General features: G+C 46.1%; 18 protein-coding genes. 2 read left to right on the plus strand and 16 right to left on the minus strand.

Annotation, left to right across the window (positions count from 1 at the left end; translation table 11 throughout):
- The first annotated feature begins 1 nt into the window (after position 1).
- Together KGP26_RS23625 and KGP26_RS23630 are read left to right on the plus strand one after the other, a co-directional pair.
- Entirely contained in the window at positions 2-1,243 is a 1,242-nt protein-coding gene (locus KGP26_RS23625; protein ID WP_223498365.1) for a pyridoxal phosphate-dependent aminotransferase, read from the plus strand.
- 278 nt (positions 1,244-1,521) lie between these two features.
- Complete coding sequence (locus tag KGP26_RS23630) at positions 1,522-2,058, plus strand: NADPH-dependent FMN reductase (protein ID WP_223498366.1); 537 nt, start codon at positions 1,522-1,524, stop codon at positions 2,056-2,058.
- A gap of 220 nt (positions 2,059-2,278) precedes the next feature.
- On the opposite strand, the gene KGP26_RS23635 is transcribed toward KGP26_RS23630, so the two are convergent.
- The 16 genes from KGP26_RS23635 to KGP26_RS23710 all read right to left on the minus strand — a co-directional run bounded on the left by KGP26_RS23635 (position 2,279) and on the right by KGP26_RS23710 (position 22,927).
- Complete coding sequence (locus tag KGP26_RS23635; RefSeq protein ID WP_223498367.1) at positions 2,279-3,232, minus strand: fimbrial protein; 954 nt, start codon at positions 3,230-3,232, stop codon at positions 2,279-2,281.
- Positions 3,233-3,276: 44 nt separating this feature from the next.
- A complete protein-coding gene (locus KGP26_RS23640) occupies positions 3,277-5,709 on the minus strand; it encodes a fimbria/pilus outer membrane usher protein (protein ID WP_223498368.1) in 2,433 nt (810 codons plus the stop codon).
- A gap of 20 nt (positions 5,710-5,729) precedes the next feature.
- Entirely contained in the window at positions 5,730-6,443 is a 714-nt protein-coding gene (locus tag KGP26_RS23645; RefSeq protein ID WP_223498369.1) for a molecular chaperone, read from the minus strand.
- A gap of 9 nt (positions 6,444-6,452) precedes the next feature.
- Positions 6,453-6,992 (minus strand): fimbrial protein, encoded by a 540-nt coding sequence (locus tag KGP26_RS23650; protein ID WP_223498370.1) that lies wholly within the window; start codon positions 6,990-6,992, stop codon positions 6,453-6,455.
- A 385-nt stretch (positions 6,993-7,377) separates the two neighbouring features.
- Positions 7,378-9,816, minus strand: coding sequence for a fimbria/pilus outer membrane usher protein (locus KGP26_RS23655; RefSeq protein WP_223498371.1), 2,439 nt, complete (start codon positions 9,814-9,816; stop codon positions 7,378-7,380).
- A 361-nt stretch (positions 9,817-10,177) separates the two neighbouring features.
- Complete coding sequence (locus KGP26_RS23660; RefSeq protein ID WP_223498372.1) at positions 10,178-10,651, minus strand: hypothetical protein; 474 nt, start codon at positions 10,649-10,651, stop codon at positions 10,178-10,180.
- A gap of 56 nt (positions 10,652-10,707) precedes the next feature.
- On the minus strand, positions 10,708-11,184 hold the full coding sequence (locus KGP26_RS23665) for a hypothetical protein (protein ID WP_223498373.1): 477 nt from the start codon (positions 11,182-11,184) through the stop codon (positions 10,708-10,710).
- Between the two features lie 339 nt (positions 11,185-11,523).
- A complete protein-coding gene (locus tag KGP26_RS23670) occupies positions 11,524-12,261 on the minus strand; it encodes a molecular chaperone (protein ID WP_223498374.1) in 738 nt (245 codons plus the stop codon).
- 684 nt (positions 12,262-12,945) lie between these two features.
- Complete coding sequence (locus KGP26_RS23675) at positions 12,946-16,533, minus strand: type VI secretion protein IcmF/TssM N-terminal domain-containing protein (RefSeq protein ID WP_223498375.1); 3,588 nt, start codon at positions 16,531-16,533, stop codon at positions 12,946-12,948.
- Between the two features lie 6 nt (positions 16,534-16,539).
- On the minus strand, positions 16,540-17,154 hold the full coding sequence (locus KGP26_RS23680) for a DotU family type IV/VI secretion system protein (RefSeq protein WP_024530838.1): 615 nt from the start codon (positions 17,152-17,154) through the stop codon (positions 16,540-16,542).
- Positions 17,151-18,524: a type VI secretion system baseplate subunit TssK gene (tssK, locus tag KGP26_RS23685; protein WP_223498376.1), complete on the minus strand. Its 1,374-nt coding sequence runs from the start codon at positions 18,522-18,524 to the stop codon at positions 17,151-17,153. The genes KGP26_RS23680 and tssK overlap by 4 nt, the downstream gene beginning before the upstream one ends.
- A 10-nt stretch (positions 18,525-18,534) precedes the next feature.
- Positions 18,535-19,173, minus strand: coding sequence for a type VI secretion lipoprotein TssJ (locus tag KGP26_RS23690; protein ID WP_223498377.1), 639 nt, complete (start codon positions 19,171-19,173; stop codon positions 18,535-18,537).
- Positions 19,170-20,249: a type VI secretion system protein TssA gene (gene tssA, locus KGP26_RS23695; protein ID WP_223498378.1), complete on the minus strand. Its 1,080-nt coding sequence runs from the start codon at positions 20,247-20,249 to the stop codon at positions 19,170-19,172. The genes KGP26_RS23690 and tssA overlap by 4 nt, the downstream gene beginning before the upstream one ends.
- A 3-nt stretch (positions 20,250-20,252) precedes the next feature.
- Entirely contained in the window at positions 20,253-20,552 is a 300-nt protein-coding gene (locus KGP26_RS23700; protein ID WP_200863884.1) for a PAAR domain-containing protein, read from the minus strand.
- The gene (locus KGP26_RS23705) at positions 20,552-21,019 is read right to left on the minus strand and encodes a hypothetical protein (RefSeq protein ID WP_223498379.1); all 468 of its coding nucleotides are present in this window, start codon (positions 21,017-21,019) and stop codon (positions 20,552-20,554) included. Before KGP26_RS23705 ends, KGP26_RS23700 begins: the two co-directional genes overlap by 1 nt.
- Positions 21,020-21,028: 9 nt before the next feature.
- Positions 21,029-22,927, minus strand: coding sequence for a type VI secretion system Vgr family protein (locus tag KGP26_RS23710; RefSeq protein ID WP_223498380.1), 1,899 nt, complete (start codon positions 22,925-22,927; stop codon positions 21,029-21,031).
- Position 22,928 lies beyond the last annotated feature (1 nt).

A 22,928-nucleotide genomic window follows, 5' to 3' on the forward strand; every position in this document is an offset into this window, starting at 1 on the left:
TATGAGAACAGTAACCATGCCTCCCTTGAACAATACTATGCCCCCCGACGCTTTCACCCTACTCAAAGCCATGGTAGAAGGCTACCGTTCGAAACAGAATGCATCTGACTTCGTCGGAGTTCCACTATTGGACCTGTCGATTGGCAACCCCGACATTGCACCGGAATTACAATGGCGCGAGCGCCTGCAACACTTTGTCAGCCGTAACGATCTGCACGGCTATGGCGAGTTCCGTTACGATATATGCCGCTATTTGCGCGAGCGCTTCACAGCCTACTACCAGCGTAGGTTTTTACCAACTGATGCACCAGTTTTACTCGATCCAGACCGCAATGTAGTCAATCTTCTCGGTTCAAAAGAAGGGATATTTTACAGCCTGCTTGCCTGTTTAAAGCCAGGAGAGACTGTGCTTATGCCAGAGCCGTCATATACCGTCTATCAAAGTTGTGCCCGCCTGATAGGCGCACACGTGGAATTATTTACCTGCGACGAATTAGGCCAACCAGCGCTGGAGTCGATTCGTTCAGAGCAGTTACAGGATGCACGTGTGATAGTGATCTGTTCGCCGAACAATCCCACTGGAGTGGAATTATCATCGAGCAAACTGAAAAGCGTCTTGGATTTCGCTGAGCGCCATGGACTTTGGGTTGTCATCGATCGAGCCTATGCGGAGATTAGATTCGATCAAACACCTAACAGCTTACTCAGTGGTGCGGCATTACCGGCTTCAGGAGCGCTGTCGCGCGTGCTGGAGCTTCATAGCCTGAGTAAATCCTGTGGCCTTGCGGGTTGGCGCATCGGTTTCGCCGCCGGGGCACCAAAATTGATAGAAAAAATCCGTACAGCCAAATTTAACATCGACTTTGGCACCTTCTTGCCACTGCAATGCGTAGCGGCAGAGATGCTTGATGAATTGGAAAATATCGCTGCACGTAACAGCGCCATCTATGCATCACGCATGCGTAGATTTGTAGATACTGCAGCATCACTAGGTTGGCAGATACCACCGTCGCAAAGCACTTTCTTTCTTTGGGCTCCATTACCACCAGGTTTCGTAGGAAATGACATGGAATTTGTAGAGGCCTTACTGAATGCCACTGGTGTGCTGGTCGCTCCCGGTAGTGGCTTCGGGCCTGGAGGTTCAGGCCAAGTACGTATTGCGTTGGTACAGTCCGAAGAGGTGCTTGACGAAGCACTCCAGCGGTTGAGCAAGTGGCATATTCTGTGTGTGTGCAGCCGCTGATATAAAATAACGCGTTGTCTTTATTGTCAGTTAAGATCCTGCTTAAAATCACATTAAGCGCAGTGAAAAAATTATCTATGTGTAAAATAATTCAGGCTACATAACATACATACAGAAAGTCGTTAGGAGGATAGCTAACTATGTAGATCCGCAGGCCGACACTCAGAATGTGCTGATTAATTCAGCACAGCCAACACATTATATTAAATATGATGTGTTTAAGGACACCTATATTCAAAGGTGATAATTGAAATCTTTTTTAATTAAGGACATTACAAATGACTATACTTGCTTTTGCTGCCAGCACTAGTTCCAAGTCTATCAATAGAAAACTTGTGATTTATGCAGCAACTTTTCTTGAGCAAGACGTTGAGATTGTGGATCTGAACGATTTCGCTTTACCTCTATTTAGCGAGGATATTGAGAGAGAGCTGGGCCAACCGGCAATCGCCAGAGCATTTATTGACAAAATAAAATCCTCAACCGGGGTAATAATTTCTTTTGCAGAACATAATGGTTCATATAGTGCAGCATATAAGAATTTATTTGATTGGTGTTCTCGCATTGAAACCAAGGTATTCCAACAAAAGCCGGTTGTTTTTCTTTCGACATCACCTGGCACACGTGGTGGAGCTAGTGTATTAGAAATCGCTTCCCGCTCAGCACCTTTTTTTGGCGCTGAGCTTGTAGGTTCCCTGGCCATTCCGAGCTTTCATCAAAACTTCGATCAGGCAAGACAGTCATTAAGTGATCGTGAACTAAATGGAAAGTTAATAATACTCATTAATGAGTTTAATAATGTAACAGCTCGCTAAGTAGAGATACCAGCTTGCTCGATATATTTTTGAGCATTTGTGATCATAAGTAGATTGGATGCTCTCATTTAACCGTTACCAACGTAAGGAATGGGAGTATCCGTCATTGCGACAAGGAATAATAATCATCCAACACACTTTCAATTTAAGTTCTATCTTCTAGGGTAAAGCGGATTTTTAAACCCAGGAATGTTAGATGATTGATTACCACTGGGAAGCATCATCTATAAATAATATCAACATTTGCTGTCCCTTGTACAGCCCCACTCGTTGCCTGTGCACCGGATGAATAATAGCCAGCATTGAAAGAGATATTATTTGAACTGGAATTTTGCAGAGGGAAAACCAGGCCATTATTTATCTGGACATTCGTGTTTGTGGTTAATATTATACCCACACCTCCTGCCGGGCTAGTGGTAGCAGTATTGGGTATAATATTAGTCCCTCCTGCCCAAGATAATTTAAGGGAAAGTTTTCCTACTACGTTCGAGCAATCAATAGGGAGATTGACAGATACAGGCGTTCCAAAGGCCCCAACACTCTGACTTATCATCGCAGTAGGCAATGTCACCGTTGTTACTACAGGCACAGAGCATGTATTTAGGTTCAAGTTTACCGAATTCCCTGCTACTGCATTAATAGTAAAAACTGATGTACCTCCCCCAGAATTTGTCACCCCAAAATTAAATTGGCCTAGTGATTGTCCTGATGCAATATTTAATGACTTCCCTTGCGTCATATATAGGCCAAAATATAAAGGAATTCCTTGCGCACTAGTATTATATGTATAAACAGGTGTATTCATACCCAGTGCTCCTGTGACAGTAACAGGAGAACCACTACTACCAATCACCCACCCACTGATGCCACAGCTTGCTGGGCTCCCTGTGCAAGTACTACCAACCATACTCCCGACACCAACGAGAGTCAAAGCATCGGTCCCTGAGCTTGCCTTGCAGGAAATAACATTATTAAAATTTGATAGATTCAATAAATTATTACCACTTGTATTATAAGCTTGCGGGCTATTAACATTTACAGACAGATTAAACGAATATCTATTTGGAACAGTATTATACTGCCCGCCATTCCAAGAACACTGTATGGCATAAGAAAAGCAGGGCATTGCCAACAGAGACAATAAAGAGATGAGTCTGAAAAATGTAATCACCATATCACCTTATATCTTAAAATAATTAATGTGACAATAGCCAGATGTTAACTTCGACATTCTGATGATAGGAAATAAATTCCAGCATTGAGGTGATCTTCAGAGAGTAAATAATCAACATAGCAGATTTTTTTCACCTCAGCGCCCCACTTCACCTGCAACTTACCAGACTCATCAAGACCGGCCAGATATACCTGCCCCTGCTCCCCAACCGTGTCTATTATCGGTGTACTTTCCACTACCCGAGAAACTTGTGCACCAAACGGTACAAACCCATCTTTAGTCGAAAGAGTGAAAAGCGCCCGTTGTCCCCCTTGTACTTTGTAATTGGCTTTTACAACTGCAGCACGAGCTGGAATCACCTTTTTTACGGAGTCAATAAAATCATATTGATTAGCAGAAAGGACATCAAGGTAGATATCATTCTCACGATAGGGTGTTACATAGGGAACAATAGCATAACCATTTAGGTCCGTTTTAATTGCCGTGAAGTTACTCACTCTTATACCACTGACTCCATTGGTATCAACAAGTGCTACCGTTTCCCCCAAAACCTTGCCTGCTGTTATACCGCCAGCATGGGCCACTACACCACCGGACATGGAATAATTCACACGCCTTTGATAATCATTATCAGAAAAACCCAAATTCATCATGGCATAAGGGCCATCGTAATTTGCGCTGGTCGTATAGGCGCGACGCAGATCGTGCTGTATGCTCCAGTTAAGATTCCTCTCCTCTAATGTTGTACCATTTAATGCAACGCTTTGAGCAAGCGTTTTACCGTTGCGGATCATATTATACCCGATAGATCCTGAAGTAAGTTTTAGCGGTATAAAAATGTTAAACGATAATGAGTCATCCTTAGCTCGGTGTTGATTTAATGTACGGCTGTAATTCAGAGAAAAATTAGCCGTCTTAAAGCTATTATAATACCCGACCTGAAAACCACGAAACACATCATTACTGTTCCAGTAATCTTCATTCACAACACTCAGATTTAAGGATCCGGCATTTTTCCACAGTTGCTGACTCAGCGTCAGGTCTGTCCGGTTGCGGCGTTTTTGACGACTGACCCAATCCATGTCATTTGTATAAGTATCAAAAAGCTCTGACATATTATAGTAATCGCTACTTGAGTAGCGATAGCTAGCCGCAGAAAACGATGTCCCGCTCTCTGGTATACTTTTACTGTACCTCAGCCTCAATGACTGGCCATTTACTGTGTCGCCATAGCCTGTTTTTGATCTTGCTATAGTCACATCTGCCGAAACAGCGCCAGCGCCCCCCAGATTGCTGCCAACTCCTGCTGAGATTGCAGTGTAAGGGGAAGAGGTCTGAATACCACCATAAACAGTCAGACCGCCGGGCGCACCATAACTACCTGATACTTCGCTAAAATAAAAGTTTTCAGCGGAAGAATCATAGGAACGGAATCGGCCGGAGGTCAGGTTGTATTTAAACATGCCTTCACGCATCAGCACCGGTAATGAGGCAAAGGGGACAATGAAATGCTGTTCACTACCATCACTTTCTTTAACGGTGACATTAAGATCACCACCGGATCCTGTTGAATGAAGATCGTTGATCTCGAAAGCACCTGGCGGGACGACGTCCTGATAAATAATAAAACCGTTTTGACGGATCACTACTTCGGCATTGCTTCGTGCTATTCCGCGCACAACGGGGGCATACCCTTGCAACCCTGCTGGCTGCATCCCCTCATCAGAGCTCATCTGCACGCCTCGAAACGAAATACCATCAAAAACGTCTGATCCTGACACCCCATCCCCAAACAACAGGCGTGATTTAAGCGGTATAATGTCGCGCTGAACATAGTTATAGACAGTATTCCATTCGTCACCCTTATCATCCTGACGCCATGTCGTGTAGTTTCGCAGCCGCCAGGGACCTGCATTAATACCGGGACGGAGATTGGCAAATAAAGTATTCCCTCCGGCATTGTTCAACTGATGAGAAATATTTTCTACCCCACTGATGTTATAATTTAACAGCAGGGCGTTGACTCCCTGATTGTAAGACGCAGGTGAAACATCTCTGCCGGTGCGAGAAAGGTATTTCTGAGGGAGAGAGACCATCAGCTGTAACCTGTTCTGATCAAACGTTACCCCAGCCCCTTGAAGGGAACGAATATCAATGCAGGATTGATTCAACATTGTTACCGTATTAATCCCTTTCTCTTTAATACCAAAATTAACAAGATGCCGTTTGGTTATGCACGGAGTTAATTTTTTTTCATTCAGAACAAAATTGAATATCTCTTTGCCTAAGTAATTACCATTAACGTACAAGTCCACTTTGTACTCACCGGGTAAAAGAATGTTATCACTGAATAAGGAAAGATCTATATTGGCTGCATTGTTCACGTTGCCCAGCATTGAAGGTTTGAACGAATATCCAGCATAACAAACAGGAACAAAATAAAGCACAAGAGAAACACTACAGGTTAATCTTTTCATTATTCAGCACGCTATGCAACCTAAGGGAGTTGAATTATTTTTTGAGTATAAGTAGCACTCTCGCCACCATAATCATTTACAGTTGAAAAAGTAAGCATATTAGGCCTTTTATTTTTTCTCAGTTTTATTCTTGAGGATGAAAAAGGCAGGATATAGCTAATGTCATCCACCTCCTGTCCATCAACAGCAATCTTATTGAAGCTCACAACAAAAGGCGTAGGGTTTTTAACCTCTATAAACTCATTTTTATAAATCCATTCTAGCTTTTCAGGATTCCGTTCTGTATCTTTCCCCCAAAGCGATGCCGGTCGATATATTACCTTAAGAACATTCTTCACTATAAATATCAATTGGTCTGGTTCTTCCCCCCCAGAAGAAGGCAGCGACGGAATAGCTTTGATATTCAACCAGAACAATGACTCCTTACTATCAGGGAGCGACTTTTCAGTGAGAATAATACGCAATGTATTTATTTTACCAGGGTCAATGCGTGAAAGCGGTGGTGTTACAAAGAAAGGCGTCTTCTGAGTATCACCGGGTTTTTTTTCAACCCATGATTGCACTAGATATACCGCCTCATCAGGGTTATGAACGGTAATCACTGCCTCATTTTTGTTACCATCCATAACAACCCGTGTTCCATTGATAATCACTGTTGCTTCAGCCTCACTTGGCAATGCAAGTGAGGCTAAAAAAGCAAGACCCAAAAATGCCAAAGGAATATGTGAGTGCATATCCATTTCTCAATAGGTCATTGTTAACTGTACAGTTCCTGTATAGCTACCGGGAGTAACAGGGATAGCTGTTGAAACATATTGTGCAACTAAACTGAGGGGCACGGTAGGGGTTAGCGGCAACAAATCACCGGATTTGACAAACGTTGTACCATCACTACGGGTAATCGCAATACCGGCATTTGTTGCTGATGCTGCCGCTGTTGTATTAGGTACAGTGTTTGCGGTTGATGGAGCAGCACCACCAGCGGCGGTCAGATAAATCACCTCAAGGTTATTAGGTTTAGTAGTACCGCAAGAACTGACTGTGAACGTCAATACTTTTGAATCTCCAGCTAACGTTCCTGCAGTTGAGAAGGACTCGGTACCTATCGGGTCAAACGATATTGTCGTTGCGTTTGTATTTGACATACCAGCGCCATTTAAAGCTAATTGGCAAGTACTTTGTACTACAGAACCGGTGAACTGTATTGTACCATCAACCGCAAAAGCGGCCTGGCCAGATGATAATAGAATACATAACAAGCCTGATACTTTTAATTTTTTCATTTTCTCACCTTTCAAATACTCATTTGAATTTGTCTATCACCCTTCAATTAAAGCCAACGCCTGCCTAAATGTCAATGATGCCAAATGATTAAAAAAGAACAATCCATTAGCTTCCATTTCTTTACATTATTACTTAAAGTATGCCGAGTATGAATACACACAAAAGTGGTAAAGCACATCATGTCATAAAAAATTTTACTAGATATGCAATGGCATATACTTTCTTTTTTTCATTTTTATTCTGGATATTACTAGTATTTTCAATTTTTTTACTAAAAAAATGTGCAGTCTGATAAAAACTATCATTCATGAGCCAACGAGGGAACTCAAGTTTATTAACATCTTTCAACAGAGAAAAAATATATTGTCTCGGCATTACCCTTCCCTACTTGCAAATGCCTTGTATCTCATACATACCTGCCAGGTTCTTTTCCATAGATAACTCATAATCCACCAAACAACGCTGGTGATCACCTTTCCCCCACTGCACACGCAGGCTACCTTGCTCTGGGATACCAGTAAGATACACCTGTCCTTCAGCCCCAACCATGCCGGCGTTTCCCTCAGCCTTATCCGAGTCCAAGCTAGCAATCGCTCCCAAAGGGATTGCTTTGCCATTTGGGCGCTTTAGTGTCAGTAACGCGCGAGCACCGCTTCGGGTAGCGAATTTGGCCCGTACCACAGCACCTTCGGTTGGCACCACCCGCATATCGAACGACTCCAATGCCGCGTCGTCAGACACCGTCGTCGGATCCAGTGCGATCCGGTTTTCACTATACGGCTGCAAGGAAGGAAAAACAGTGTATCCGCGAAAGTCAGTCCTCACCCCGGCTCTGGATTGGGCAGCAACCCCAGCTGCGCCTGGCGCTTCTACCAATGCTACTGTCGTCCCCAGACGCTGTGCCAATGTCACTCCAGCGCCATGTGCCAATACACTCCCCGCTACACCATAATCCAAGCTTCTGTTGTCGGAACTGTAACCATAACGTCCGTTCACCTCGCCATATCCTCCCCGGTATCGCAGATTTGCACTACTGTTGTTACTCTGTTGACGGTTTTCAGTGATATTTTGTTGTACCCCCCAATTCAGTTGTCGATCAAGGGCTAAACCACTGAGACTCATATAATGATTAGCAGGGCCGAATGATGAGTGATTCAGACTGTAACTGAGTGAGGCATTACTCAACCAACGCGATAATGAAATACTTATATTCAGGCTGACCAAACGCTCTGTCTTATCCTTGATGCTATCGTTTGGGTAGCGATTCAATGTACCACTTACCCCCCAGGATATATCCTGCCATGATGAACCATAATAAAGACCGAACGACTCCCGGTTCAGCTCCTGCTGCCAATATCCCTCTCTAAGCCAGGTGAGCGAGACGCTCCCCCACCTAGCCAGTTGCTGACTAGCCTGAATACTGAATTGATCCCGTTGGCGTTCATTCACTTTGACACTATCGCTATCCCCAACGCTCACTACTTCAGCCAATGACCAAAAACCCATAGAGTCGTACTGTAGCCGGCTGAGTGAAAAAGTGGTTCCCGTAGCTGCCAGCGAATTACTGTAGCGTAACCGCCAGTATTTCCCCCGTTCATTCTCCCCGTCCTGCCAATTCACCTGAGACTCGGTCATATCCACAGATAGGGCTCCCAAATGCCACAACAGTGAACCAACGCCAAAAGTTGTTGCCAAATAATCTCGGCTACTTTGTACTCCTCCATAAGCGGTTATGTTCCATGGCAAACCATAGATCGCAGTCACTTGCCCAAATCCTGGAGTTTCATCATCATTAGTGGGCATGGGCCAGTATCGTCCTGCGGTAATTGCGTATTGAAATGCACTCTGGCGTAAGAATATCGGTAACGAGGCGAAAGGCACTACTATGTTTTGTACACTGCCGTCTTCTTCATACACGGTGACATTGAGAACACCACCACTACTTACTGCGGTCAGGTCATTCAAAGCGAAAGCCCCTGGCGATACAGTGCCGGTATATATGATAGTTCCATTCTGTTCTACCTGAACCCGCGCATTAGTGCGAGCTATCCCACGAATAACCGGGGCATATCCTCGCTCACTGTAGGGCCGCATATTATCATCCGATATGATCTGCCCCCCCAAAATGGGAACGCTGTCAAACAGGTTAGGCGAAGTATAGAATTCCCCCAGCGCGAGTTGGCTATCGAGATGATACAGCCCCTTCTTGGCGTTGGTTTGACCAATTTTCCATGCACCTGATTGATTACTGCTTTGTTGCCAAGTGGAAAAATTGTGTACTCGCCAGCCTCCTAAATTCAGCACGGACTGTAAATTAGCGTAGTGATTTGTGCTTTGCGGCCTATCACGCGGCATCATGCGCCGACCATTAAGCAAGTAATTCATTCGAAAGGCAGTAATCCCCTCATCCCAGAGCTCTTTAGGCACCTGACCTGAGGTCGATTTCCGTAATGCTACTTGAGGGATGCTGAGTTTCAATTGCTGGCGTGCAAAATCAAACTGAGTGGTTACACCTGTAATGGCACTGAGGTCTATGCACTGAGAAGTTTCGTCTTCTTTTGTCAACATTTCTGGGTAGTCGTCAACCAGCACACCGTACCTTAGCAATATTTCCCTGCTAAAGCAGGGGGATAGTTCTTTCTTTCCTTTCTTGGCTACAAACACTATTTCACGTGAGTCCACCCGTTTGCGGTTAAGAAAGATATCAACCCGATAGGGGCCGGGTAACTGGGCGCCATCCTCACTGAATAACGCAATGTCTACGCTATCAGCTTGATGATTACCAAGCAAAGCAGGGTCGAAACGGTAGGTTTTTTCGGACAACACCGGCCCACTGTAGATACCGGTGAGTAACACTAATAGGGTAAGATTGGACGAGGGACAGAGTTGATCCAACCGGCGTTTACTCACATCTCCTCCAATCCATAGAAAAAACAATGTTCATGATTATGGACATTTAGCATAAGACCTTTTCAAAATGCTATTATTGAGTAATATACCTAGAACAATTTCATTTAAATATCATCGACCTATTTTTTAATTAGCACATCAACAATTATGTGAAAGTGAACAGAGAGAACACATAAAACTGGCCAGGTAAGTAATTGTATACACTTAATTCCCTGATGTAATATACCTCAATAAATACTAAGAGGATTAATGCGTCCTAAGCTGATACAGAGCGTTAATCGCCATATATGGAAATAACAAATGTACCTTTATATACTCCTGGCGGTGCAGTCATATTTTGAGCAACTTTCAATGGGAGATCTAATTCACTAACAGAAGAAACATTCGCTGACGTCACTAAACCAGTGAGTAAGTGGTTAAGTGATGGTGTAGCTCCTATTGTGAACAGCAGCTTTTTATTTGGACTGGTCGGGTTTTTAAGGTAATAGTTACTGCGATTACCAGGTTGTGTAATGGTAATCTTCTGTATTGGTGTACTCACACTTGTAGAAACTTGCAACGTACCTAACACATCCCCAATTGACAACGTCGTACTCGAATGCGCAGGGCCAGGAATATATTGAGCAACCATATACGTTGCCATTGCAACAGGAACTTCGATTTTTAATGGTGATGCTCCAATAGGCTCAGCAAAACTGAACTGTGGGAACGCCAAAATCGCGAGTAGCGAGGCGCAGTTTTTTTTCATACAATTTACCTCAAGAGCGGACTGCAATAGCAGTCCGCTCTTAATTTACTTAAAAATTAAGCGCTAAATACAGACACAGTAAAGGTACCGCTAAACACATCTGCAACTGGCGTACCATGGGCATAAACCGTTAGATACTGCTCTTGTGCCGGGCTCACGACTGTCGACGTAGTGTTACCATCGGCAATGCTCGATGTAACTTCAGTCATGGCGCCAATAGTGATAGGTAAAGATGTACCGGAAGTTGAACCACTCAACGAGAAAGTCGCAGCGGGATTGTTCGGGACAATTTTAACCGTGTTGATATTCCCTGCGCCAGTAGTCACTAAGTGGATGTTACCAAGCACAGTACCAGGAGATACAGCCCCTGCAATCAAGTCAGCTGCTGGTTCAAATACAGAAGTCAGCGTAGAAGGAGCAGCAATTGGCACCTCGATATTCAGGGTGCTGTTCGTGCCAATCTGGGTAGCAGCCATTGAAGCAACAGAAAATGAAAGACCAGCAATAAGTAATGCAACTTTTGATTTAAACATTAGATGTCCTTTGATATAATATCAAGCTCAGATTACAGCGAATAGAGTCAATAGACTTGATTTCGCCAAAACATCCATTCAACTGCTAATTTTCTTCCTTGGTTCACCACTGCAATGGTGAACCAGGTTCTAAATCAGCTTGTAGAATGACAGTTAGAACAGGAGTTCCTTTTAAGGTGGCCCCGTGGATAAATGATTTTGCAGACGGTTAGAGCGCGTAAGTTTGCAACACAGGTAACCCTTTACTCTCAGTTCTAGGCCAGTATTCATTTGAAGTGTTTTTTCACAGTGCCTACCCATTATTTTAGCCATATATATCTTTCCTCTTAACTCGCTCTGTTAACGTATTACAGCATCAGCAGGAACACTCTGCCCGCCAAAATCATTTATCGATTGCCATGTTACTTTTCCACCTACCTTTGCGCCTTCTGGTAATGAAAATTGTGCTGAAGCAAAAGGAGCAACGTAACTCACATCTGGCACAATTACACCATCAATCTTTATTGACGAAAAATTAACATAGTATGGCGAAGTGTTTTTAAGCTGAAGTTTTCCTTCTCGCCACTCCCAATCAAGCCCTTTAGCCAAACTATCTTGGTTTTGGCCACCTAAGTTTTTAGGTCTATACAGTAATTTAATACAATTATTAACTGAAATCTGAATATTGGAACTCACAGCATCATTCTTAGCTGTATTGTCATCATCTTCTTCTACAGGAGGAATCGCTTTAACACACAACCAGTATAAATGCTCGCGTTCGGCAGCTTGTGTTTTACCGATGTAGACTATCCTGAGAGTATTATCCTGTTTGCCATTTAACCGGAATAATGGCGGAGTGACCGCAAACGGTGCCGAAGCCTTTTTATCTTCCGCTATCACAGTCGGTTGGATCAATATAGGGAAATCATGCTCATTCTTTACAGTGATGGTCGAACCACCTTTCTGACTTTCTTTATATATCACTCTTGAACTATTTAGCGTCACTGAATACGTCTGGCTTGCGGAAATTGCCACATTTGAAATGGCAAATAATGATAGTAAAGTCGTAGAGAACAAACTAGGTTGTGTAAATCTCACGTGACGAACCTCTCGCTAAGTGTCTTTACTTAATAATGAATTGTTAACCAAGTTTAAGGTTAAAATAAGCCCGGAGCAGGAAAGTTTCTCGCCATCCTTTAGAAGCTCTTACTAGTATTGGATTCTCTGATTGATTACTTGGTGTTCCTTAATTTTTTCTCCAGGTTACACTAGATAGCTGCTCAGTTACTGATAGATACATTAGCACTCTACTTTGTAACACTAAAGTAAAAATAATGTGTAAAAATGACCAAATCACGCTCATTTGTGATCTGGTGGGTTACTGGGCTAACTCAGAAGCCTTTAAGCAAGCAACATCACACCACGGTAGCAACGCGCAAGATTACAAGCAATTTGTGATAAATCATTGGTTATTCTCCCTTATAACGCATATTGACCCACCTCAATGAACGATCCGTTTTAGATTAGGGGCTCAGTTGCCACCGGTCCGCATCTTGAAGTAGCTTTAGTAAGCTAGGCTTCTCATTGATTGAATGAGCGTTACACTCGGATACAGAAACAATTTTTGGAATCAGTATCAACGTAACCAAACGGCGAATTCATATTGTTAACAAAATTCTGCTACTACATGCTGTCCTTCTTCAAAGCAACAAGCTTGGATGCCTGCAATCATTCATTGTTCATATTAAAATTTAACGGTCTTAATTCCCCCTTATAAACAAGTCATCGGCAAATTGCCGCATTATCTGGAAGTAGGGAGAGTTTGCCCAAGAAGGCATCCCCAGATTTTTGTCTCTGAACCTGTTCGCTAACTTTCTGTTTTTGCTGCATCAGCTCGTCAATCAAATGTTCTATCTCCAGCCACTGTTTCCATGATTGCTGCAAGGGTTGCTGCTCAGAAAGCTTGAAACGGACCAACACATGTTTGATACCCTGTTCAGCCAGCATATGAGCGTTTTTATCAAAATCCTGAGTAGCAAACAGGACTTCCCCCTGTTTAAATTGTTCAAGAAAATCAGGCCAGGCACTAGCACCATCATAACGATATTGCACGCCAAAATCCGGGAATCGGACATCTAGATCGACCCTGTTGCATTGACCTGGCTGCCAGGTAAACTGCATCTGCTCAGCAAAGTTCATGCTGTCAAACCTGGTTGCCCCCTCTTTGCACCACAGAGTTAGCCGTGTGCCTGTTGGAAACACCCTGGTTCCCTCGGGTACGGTTACAGGTTCACTCACAATATCAATACTATGTACTTCATTCTCTAACGCGGCTTGCTGTTGTTTGAGCTGCATAATCTCTTCGGTGAGCGTAGCCAAACGGTCATCATTGTGCGTGCTCTGGCGATCTTGACGGTTCAGTATGTCGTCAGTGCTGAGTATATGACGCACCAAATTCAAGAATTCAGGCGTAACACTCAGTGTTTGCCCCTTAAACTCACCCAGTTGAGGCCCTTTGTCTGTAACAATGAACACCCCTTTTGCCGGCCCTTGCATAAAGTCGGTGATATATTGCCAAGCAAGTTTGCGTCGAGAAGCGTAGTCTTGCGAACTGGCGATCTTTCGCATCGGCCAGACAACGTTGCTTTGCCATGCAGTATTTAACCAACAACTGGAACGGGCTACCGCGTTAGCGAGCAGCATGCTGGCATCGCTTTTATACAGCGCCCAGACCGCATCGATACCAAGCTGTTGACGTTGCGGATTCAAAGTTTGGCGTAAGCTTTCGTAGTTTGTGAAGAGCGTAATCAATGGATTGCTGTTTTTAAACTCAGACTCAGGCGTAAACAGGCCGTTGGTGAGATCTGAACTCAACGAGGCGGTGCCAAGAGCCTTATGAGCCGCCGCACTCAGCGCCACCTGCCACATCTCCCAAGCATGGGCCTGCTCGTTCAAGGAGGGGGCTGGTATAAGGTTTTTTGTGCCATGAAACCACCTCGCCAAAGCATTTCTCATCCTTGTATCCGTCTCTTGTAGTTTCAGAAGAGACTCTCCCCCAGATGTCATGGATTGTAGCCTCCCCAACCGACGCAGCTCGTTCAGCCATTGTAGCCTCCCCAACCGACGCAGCTCGTTCAGCCAAGGTTGAGCCTCTTCTGTCGGAATATCGGCCAATTCATCGCGAATACGCTGTGCAAACCGCATAGCAGGACTCTCCCCTTGGCTAAAGGCGATAAGTTGACTCTGAGATTGATAGTGGGGTTTGATGTTTTGCAACGTCTGTGAGGCGCCTAACAACAGTTGCCTCCAAGCATCCTGACGCTTGGCCGGAAGCGTTTCAACAAAACGCAGTAAAAGGGGATCGGGCTGTTTTAAATGGCTCGCACGATCGAGCAGTGCTACCCACTGCCTGATACGCACGTCGCCTTCACGAGTCCAGACCCCGGACAGTGACGAGAGCATAGTATTTTGTTGCCAAATATCCTTGAGCTGGAGAGCAGGTAATGATGCTTCGGGTGCCAATAGGCGTGGCGTATGCTTGATGCGTACACCATCTTCTGGTGTCCAGTTCCCGGATGGAATATGTAGCGGCCAAAAATCTGTGGTCTGAACAGCCGGTAACGAGGTTTCCGGTGCTAGTAGCCAATTCAAGGTGGGTTCATGGCTGAGCAATGTCGACAGCAAGCGCCGTAGCATGGCGATATGTTCTGCACCCGAAGGCTGCTGTATCATCCAGCGCTGGAGTGCCCATTTTTCCTGCTGCGATAAAGAGTGATCCGTTGAGACTAACTGCAATTCACTTATTGTGGTGTTCCTTTTCCCTAACTCCTCAAGCGTTGCGCCCTCTGCCATACTTTGCAAGGTGATGATAGTTTGTGCCAGCTCCAAAGCCATCTGGCGCTGGGTCACAGCTGAAGCTGTCATGAACCTCTGATGATAACGGGCCATCATTTGCGGTATGTTTGACAGGCGGGGCGATACTTTTGTCACCCATTGTTGTTCAACCTGTTGATGCTGCTCATTAAGCACCAGAGAGAATGGCCAATAGATTAACGGTGAATCATGGCGGCTTTCATTGCGCAGCAGCAGTTCCATCAGGGTGGGTGGTGCGAGTAACGAGCTATCATGGTGCATAAGCGCAGCACTTTTAATCGCACTGTAGCACAATGCGCCTGCACATCCCGACAGCAGCAGGCAGGTGAATGCCATTCTGCGCATTTTACTTTGCTGCCAGACAACTTCGCGAGAAAGGCTAAAAGCGGCGAAATGATGGGTAATCAGTTCCTGAACGAAATACGACGGGCGCTGACGTTGATTCTGAGTCTGCTCTTCGCTGATGGTGAACCACACTCCTGCGAGCGTTGCCTGGGTAAAGTAGGCGTCAGGCTCACAGAGGGATGTCAGAAATCCCCATAATGGAGCCTGTAATTGAGCAAAATTTTCAGGGAACTCAAGCAGTGCACACGGATTATCTACCGTCATCTGTGCACCTCCCATACTAATACGGGCAAGATCAAGCCCTTCTTTCAGTGCAGTAAACAAGGGGTGTAAGGTAGTGAGATCTTTACTGTCTATGTCAGGTGGCAAAGGCCAGTAATACCCGAGAGCCTGCTGTTGCTGGCTCTTGGAAAGAAGCCCGGCCCAGTGGCTGAAGGCGGGATACTTATCGCACTGGTTGATCGTGATATAGAGTGGAAGCTGATACTTGAACCTGCTGATTAGCGGCTCAAGTTGAATACGGATTTGGCGTGCTTTAAACTGTAACGCGTTAGCGTCGTTATTCATCAGGTCGCTGATAGAAATACCGATCACCACCCCTGCCGGCGGAGAAAACCTGGAGATCCAGCGGACCAACTGGAGCCAGCTCCGGTCAAGTTCGCCCTTGCCGCTTAAAAAACGACTGGAAAGGTCAAGAAAACAGACGCGTTGGAAAAACCACCACCGAAAAGTCTGTGTGGGGGCCACACCATGATCCTCCATGCGACTTGAAAGCATCGGCAGGCTGGCTCCTGTCAAGAGTGACGATTTACCACACCGATCGCCCATCATGATATACCAAGGGATCGACCGGTTTTTACGCTGAAGGAGCCTGACCGTCCTCGCACCGGACCGCCAGTTTTTGAACAGGACCTTTTCTCTGTGCGTCAGGCGGAACGCCTGGAAGTAACGGTGAATTTTTTTCTCTTTAATCACTAACGATACCCACAGTAGAGACGACCATGAGATCAATGCAACCAAGAGAACACTGAGCCAGACGATAAAAATCGTCGTGGTTTTCCAATTGAACGCTATTCCCGCAATGAAACAAAATAGCAGGATCAAGCATAAAAGCAGCAGCCAGCCTGCGAAAGCAAATAATTTTTTAAACATGTGATCTTATAAAAAATAAAGGGTCTGAACGAGTAAAAGGAAGCCATAAAACAACGTAATAGTCAGTAACGCCCACGCCATGCGATGTCTTTCCAATAGGGGGGATCGACGTTGGGGGATAGTGATTGGTGTGATCGCTTCATTGTTAGGCCATGCCTGCCAGCTTTTGGGCAGACAACGTTGTCTTTGCTGTTCAATCACGGTAGCAAGTTCGTCTGCATCCTGTGTACCATATTTCCCGTGAAAACCTCGTTGCAGACAAAACAGATAGACATTCCTTACCTGTTGGTGCACGTCTTCCAATTTATTCAATCGGTTGAAGAATTCATTGCCGCCGACGGTAGTCTGGAAGTATCGGAGTTGCATTAAGCTGGTACGCCAACGTGAGCTTTCGGGGTGTGCAGAACATAAAATACGTTCATCGAGCCAAACCACCACAGCAAACAGCGCGTCATCCCTTTCTCTGCCCGAAAGTTTCAACTGCCCTGCATCTTGTACGGCCTGCTCGAGTACCCTGATGCATTGCTGATGGAAATCGTCATAATCAGAGAAGTCTTCTGTCTGATGTTCAAACCGTGTAACCAAGGTGAAAACGGGGAGATAACAATCCAGTACTCTCATGATGACGGTGCCATAAACACGAGTTGTACCTGCAAATCATCCGGTGCCTCAGCCCAGTAAAAGGCAATATTCTGATATTGCTCGACGCTGTTCCACAGCAATTCATTCTGATTAAGCTGAAAATAAATCACATTTTTTGGGTTCGGAACGCCACGAGGTGGCGTAGTCATCATAGTGACCGTGATCCCTGGCAACGCATGCTGGATCAATCCGCCGATATTATGGCGGGGAGCAATTTTGAAGGCCGAGGTATCAGTGATCCATGAAGAAGAGGTTCCCTGCGTGTTTGAATTCAACAGCAGTAGCACCGACTGAGAAGGACGGGTAAGCAGCGCTGTAATATCGGCATGAAAAATACCTTGAACATCGGGGTGTAAGGAAATGTAAGTATTATTTTCCAGTACCAAACCGTTCAACTGGGTGATCAACGTCTTCTTCGCACTGTTGAAACAGTCCATTAAGCGGGAGTGATCATAAGGCAGCAATGTCGGCTCCCCCGTAAAAGAACAGATATCATTAAAAGAAGAAAGCTCACCGACTAATTGCGTCAACAAACCATACATGTGCCATGGATGTAAGGCTGGTGTTTTACAATAGTGGTTGTACAGGGGGAGTACCCGGTTTAATGAATGCATCACCAACAACGGCACCAGATTGTCCGAACGTCCCCCTGCACTTCGTCTTTCCGCCTGTTTGTACTCCTCGAGCCGGTGTGCTCTGCTGGCCAACTCCGCGAACAGTCCCTCAAGCATTCTTTTGAGTGTTGGGAAGCCACCCAGCGTGACAACCGGCGGACTGAATGCAGGATCCAGTATCACGCGGTCATTGTCTTGGCATAAGCGCAACAGAGGTAGAAACTCACAATCCCCCGCATTAGTTTTTTCATCTTCGCAGAGAATGCGAACATGGTAAACAAGCCGCGATATCTTGCTGTCAGGCCCGTGGTGATAAACATCTTTCATCACCTCATCGTTATTACTGATTATCCAACGGCTGTGGGCATGAGAGGCCATATCATTAGCTACATTAGCTTGCGTGGGATCAAAACGGCGCAGAGCTAGCCATAGCATGAAAGGTTTTTCACGCACCTTCCAGGTATCACGAAACGAGTAGGGTTCAACCCGGCAGTTACCTGGGTATTCCAGGTAATGCCCCGAGGGCAGAATGGCACGTAGATTATCGATTTTCAGTACAAAATCTGCCAGAGTTTCATGGTGGATATCCACACTGACAATCCCTGTGTTCCATGGCTGAGAAAGCTGTCGCTGCCGCGCCAGCATATGGCTGTGGTGTAAATCGATAGACTGGAAATGCTGAGGCTGAAGGTAAAGCCCTGAATACCAATAAACCTGTTGCTCTTCAGAATACATGTTACCTCTGTTACTTTGCTGACTCAGTGAGAGCTGCAGCGTGGTTCAATTTGTACAGGTCAGCCACCGATGTCAGAACTGCAGGGCTATATTCAGCGCCGTTGAGGCGGGTGATACTGTGGCTACCCAGCGTGATGCCTATTGTCAGCGGTGCAAGCGTTGGCTCTCTCGCTGGCATCCACCATCCCTGACGGGCTGCGGTGATAGGAATTGCCAACAATGCCGTGTGTTGTTTTCTGGGGAAGGGGTAATAACCCGCCACGATCGCAACTTGGCGGGTATTCGCACTGCGGTCAATATGCAACGTCGTCTGCTGGCCTGGCATCGCGACATAGCGGTCAACCTTTAACAGATCGTCCATAGCAACAGCACCACCAAATAGGTTTTTAAGCTGTGTCGGGTTTGAGAGCAACGAGTTGAGTGAACTTGCGTTCTGAGCCTGGATCACTAGTAATGTGCAACTGTTGGCCATCCAGTTCCAGGTATTAAGCCCAGGTTCAGCTGTCACATTCAGTGTGATTGCTCCTGCCGAAAAAGGTGCTGCAGCTTGCGTTATCGTTTGAGGCTCCGTCGGTCCTGAACGCGGATCAGCACAAGCGCTCAGGAAAAAAACCAGAGTAACCATCAATAAAGAAGTTAGGACAGTCATGAATTCTCTTGTCCTTTTAATACATAGTTAATATCACGCAGGCTGTTACTGTCGGTGAGCATTTCATCCAACCATTCCGTCAGTGTCATATTTGCCCAACGGGCAGCACGCTCCATCAGGAAGGGGACAGGGCTTGAGGGTTCGGTTTGTCGGAAGAAGTTTGCAATATCCAACATCTGGCTGATGGCAATATTCCGCGACATTCCTTGCTTGTCAGTGGGCAACCTATATTGGGTAATGACATCAATGCTCGGGCTTTCGCTCGGCGCTATAGCATCCACGTGGCTCACATCGCTGCCGACAGGCATGTACTGTTGCATCATACGATGCAGAAAATTCAGCATATCGATTAAGGTCTGACGGGTTTGACTAAAGAGGGTATGGTTTTCCTCTTGGGTGAGTGATACATAGCACTCATCCAATTCGTTGAGTTGTCCAAGTATCCCTGTCAATCGCTCTGTCTGCGGCCTGAGGTTGCTCACTGAAAATGAGCCACTTTGCAGTTCAAAGCTCGCGAGCGTGAAATCCCCTTCCGCCATGATCAACTCATCTTGCGAGTGTGGCTTGAAAGACACCTTTTGTTCAAATGCCAGCACTTTGCGCCAGTGTGCCAGCGAAGATGACTCATGCTGCAGAAGCGGAAAGGTATACAGAAACTGACTAATGTCGCGGTCAAGCCTGCTGAGCTTTGCGTAACGGATGGATGCGCCCTCCTCATCGAGTTCTGGCCAACAGTGCAACCAGAAACGTGTCATAAACTCGCTAAGAAAACGCAGTCCGACCGCAATACCCTCAATGCCTTGTAAATGGGTCTGCGCTTCAACCAACCAGCAGCCCAGTTGGAGATCTTTGCTCTCACGCACCAGAGCCAGTGAACAAAGCTTATGCACCTTTTCCCAGTCAGCACGGCGTGGCACTGAAGCCGTCCATTCGCCGTCGTATAAATAGTCTGGGTCACTTTCCCGCGCTTGACGGATGTCGTCATAGATCGGTTCATATTCAAGGCAGTTACCCTTAGGGTTTTCCGGGGTGATTGGCAAGAGTAACGCGGTCATGTCGAGTTCAATTGATAACATCGTTTATCCCAGTAGCACATGAGTTGAACCGGTGGTAATTATGCCGCCATGGGCACAAGCATCTCCCAGACGAGCTGCTGGCTTGTTACCAATGAGCACCTTTGTGCTCCCCGCCACGATGCTGTCTTGAGGGCCGGTACAAACAGCCAGGCTACCGACTGTCGCAGCAGGCTGTCCCTCAATCAGTACCGTTGATACACCAGGTGCGATGATGGGCCCACCAATGTGTGGGATCGGAGGCAAACCGGGGGATACCTTGGGACATACATGCATATCTGAAATACGGGCTGCGGGCTGTGCCATTATTTATTTTCCTGATTAATCCATTGTGTTAACAAATTACGTGCACCTTCATCTGGGTTATCTATGCTTTGAATAACCCACATAAGTAACATGCAATGGCACATCTGCCGACTAAGCTGAGGGACGGGAAAAATCGGCTCAAGTCCTTCCGGACTCATACTCCCCTCGCTCCAAAACAACGAAAGACCAAGTGCACCTGCCGGTGTATCAAAACCCTGAGCCTCCGCCAGATGAAAGATCCGCCATCGCAGCGCATCACTTTTCTGGACAGGCCAACGGCGTATTTGATCAAGCAACTGGCCATCACTCGCTTGTTCTAGCGCAACTATCTCGGCTAACCAGACACATAACCTGGCTGGGGCAACCTGCTCTGTCCACAGTTGAAGGGCCTGTTCCCACCGCCCAGTGTTGACAAGCTGTAACGCTTCAGAGCCCCAGGCAGAGGGGTAAATAAGATGTTCTGACATTGTCATTCTTTAACCAATGTTGATGATCCCACCTTGGATCCGCACCATACCTTTGCCCATAATCTGGGCCATCGCACCTTTTAGCTCCGTTATTGCAGCCCCGTCGATTTTGATGATATTGCCACTGAGAGTGATGCCTACTGGCGTCAGGGCGATCTGGGAAGAACCCACTTTCAGCGTAATCGATTGATTTGATTCGATAACACAGGCTTTTTTGGTGTTGATGCTGCAGCCCGTGGTTGTGAGGGCGTAATTACCGTACACCTGCTGCTGCAAATGACCTTTTTTCAGTATTAAAGTCTCATTACCTTCCACAATCTCGGTGTCACGATCGGCGCCGATTTTGCAAATCACTTTACGGCTCACCAGGCTAGTCCAGTCATTTTTTACCGTCAGCTGTAAGTCTTTTTGGGCAGTCATAGTCAGTTTCTCTTCGCCTTTCGTATCGTTAAAGCTCAGACGATGCCCTTCCTCCATACCGCCCTTGCTGGAGCTTCGCGATACGAACCCAGACTCATTTTTTTCTCCCGGAAGGGGGAAGGGGGGGTTATTCTCACCGTTGTAAACGGTGCCAATGACCAGTGGAAAATCAGGATTACCCTGAATAAAGCTGACGAGTACCTCACTGCCAATGCGCGGTAAAAATTGCCCACCAAATCGATTACCTGTCCAAGGCTGGGAGACGCGGACCCAACAAGAGCTGGTGTGGTTATGCTGGTTTTCGTTATCCCATGGGAATTGGATTTTGATACGGCCATATTCGTCGGTGTGTATCTCTTCGGAGGTAGGGCCCACCACTCTGGCTGTCAAAACGCCTGCAATCTCTCTTGACTGATGGGTGCAAATCGGCCGCCAAACGACACTGTCATGCAATGCGTGGATCGTGCTGTTGCAGTGACTGGTCTTTTGCTCAAAATTATTGGTAGCATCGATAGTCAGTTCGTGAATACGAAAACGGCCATTATCCGTCGGGTGCTCCGTAAATTCGAAGACTTCTCCGCAACTGAGCCAATGTGCATTTACCTGTGCCTCGAAAAAACGGGTGTTGGTTTCATAGGCCTCGATAATTTTTTTTGTCATGCCAATAACCTGGTCGCGTTCACCCTGCGGCGTAATGTCTGTGCGGGTCACGTGATGAGCGCGAGGGTATTCGCTCCTGGATGTTAACTTGTGTGAAATACGGGCGGCTTGTTGCGCGTTATACCCCGTCAGCATTACGGCATCGGGAATAAGTGAGGAACACGAGGACCAGCGGTCAATATTCCCCGCTGTCAGTATTTTGCCATGGTGATGCCAACACAGCGTGGAGGAGCTTGTGGGGTGCCCAGACGGATGGTCAGCTAGAACCAATTGATGTTGTGCTTCACTATGTGTGAAAAAGTAATAAATACCCTCCTCTTCCAAAAGGCGGCAGATAAAATCGAAGTCGGATTCCCGATACTGCATACAGTATTCGCGCTTCGAGTACATGCTCCGCAATTGTATATCTACTGCGGTGATGTGATGCTCGCTGAGCAGTGAGCTGACGATATCCGGCACTGAAATATTCTGCCAGATACGCATCGACCTGCCCAGGCGCAACAGCGCGAAAGCAGGTTCCAACGTTAACGTACACAGCCTCTGATTATCTCTGTCTCGATGACAATTGATCTGCGTGATAACACCGTGCACATGTCGTCGAGGCCATTGATTTCCCTCTGTGCCAATTTGGCAGGACACGGATTTCCCGTGCAGAGCCGCTATTTCTTTTTCATCCAGTTCGGTCAAAGAGCGCAACTGGTAGTGAAAAGGGGCAGAAATTGACTCCTTACCCGTTAAAGAGAGCAGGAGCAAGTCATCAGCAACGGCACCTTTCCAGTGCAGAAAGTGGCAGTGTTGCATTTCTCTAAATTGTGTTTTTACACTCATC

The organism is Serratia sp. JSRIV002 (genome assembly GCF_019968725.1).
Taxonomy (GTDB): Bacteria; Pseudomonadota; Gammaproteobacteria; order Enterobacterales; family Enterobacteriaceae; genus Chania; species Chania fonticola_B.

What these genes read in the sequence shown, in the direction of transcription:
- KGP26_RS23690 (WP_223498377.1), bottom strand. Translation starts at nt 19,173, where the DNA reads ATGACTGTCCTAACTTCTTTATTGATGGTTACTCTGGTTTTTTTCCTG.
- KGP26_RS23625 (WP_223498365.1), top strand. Translation starts at nt 2, where the DNA reads ATGAGAACAGTAACCATGCCTCCCTTGAACAATACTATGCCCCCCGAC.
- KGP26_RS23645 (WP_223498369.1), bottom strand. Translation starts at nt 6,443, where the DNA reads ATGCACTCACATATTCCTTTGGCATTTTTGGGTCTTGCTTTTTTAGCC.
- KGP26_RS23640 (WP_223498368.1), bottom strand. Translation starts at nt 5,709, where the DNA reads ATGAAAAGATTAACCTGTAGTGTTTCTCTTGTGCTTTATTTTGTTCCT.
- KGP26_RS23665 (WP_223498373.1), bottom strand. Translation starts at nt 11,184, where the DNA reads ATGTTTAAATCAAAAGTTGCATTACTTATTGCTGGTCTTTCATTTTCT.
- KGP26_RS23700 (WP_200863884.1), bottom strand. Translation starts at nt 20,552, where the DNA reads ATGGCACAGCCCGCAGCCCGTATTTCAGATATGCATGTATGTCCCAAG.
- tssA (WP_223498378.1), bottom strand. Translation starts at nt 20,249, where the DNA reads ATGTTATCAATTGAACTCGACATGACCGCGTTACTCTTGCCAATCACC.
- KGP26_RS23675 (WP_223498375.1), bottom strand. Translation starts at nt 16,533, where the DNA reads ATGTTTAAAAAATTATTTGCTTTCGCAGGCTGGCTGCTGCTTTTATGC.
- KGP26_RS23635 (WP_223498367.1), bottom strand. Translation starts at nt 3,232, where the DNA reads ATGGTGATTACATTTTTCAGACTCATCTCTTTATTGTCTCTGTTGGCA.
- KGP26_RS23710 (WP_223498380.1), bottom strand. Translation starts at nt 22,927, where the DNA reads ATGAGTGTAAAAACACAATTTAGAGAAATGCAACACTGCCACTTTCTG.
- KGP26_RS23705 (WP_223498379.1), bottom strand. Translation starts at nt 21,019, where the DNA reads ATGTCAGAACATCTTATTTACCCCTCTGCCTGGGGCTCTGAAGCGTTA.
- KGP26_RS23650 (WP_223498370.1), bottom strand. Translation starts at nt 6,992, where the DNA reads ATGAAAAAATTAAAAGTATCAGGCTTGTTATGTATTCTATTATCATCT.
- KGP26_RS23660 (WP_223498372.1), bottom strand. Translation starts at nt 10,651, where the DNA reads ATGAAAAAAAACTGCGCCTCGCTACTCGCGATTTTGGCGTTCCCACAG.
- KGP26_RS23680 (WP_024530838.1), bottom strand. Translation starts at nt 17,154, where the DNA reads ATGAGAGTACTGGATTGTTATCTCCCCGTTTTCACCTTGGTTACACGG.
- tssK (WP_223498376.1), bottom strand. Translation starts at nt 18,524, where the DNA reads ATGTATTCTGAAGAGCAACAGGTTTATTGGTATTCAGGGCTTTACCTT.
- KGP26_RS23630 (WP_223498366.1), top strand. Translation starts at nt 1,522, where the DNA reads ATGACTATACTTGCTTTTGCTGCCAGCACTAGTTCCAAGTCTATCAAT.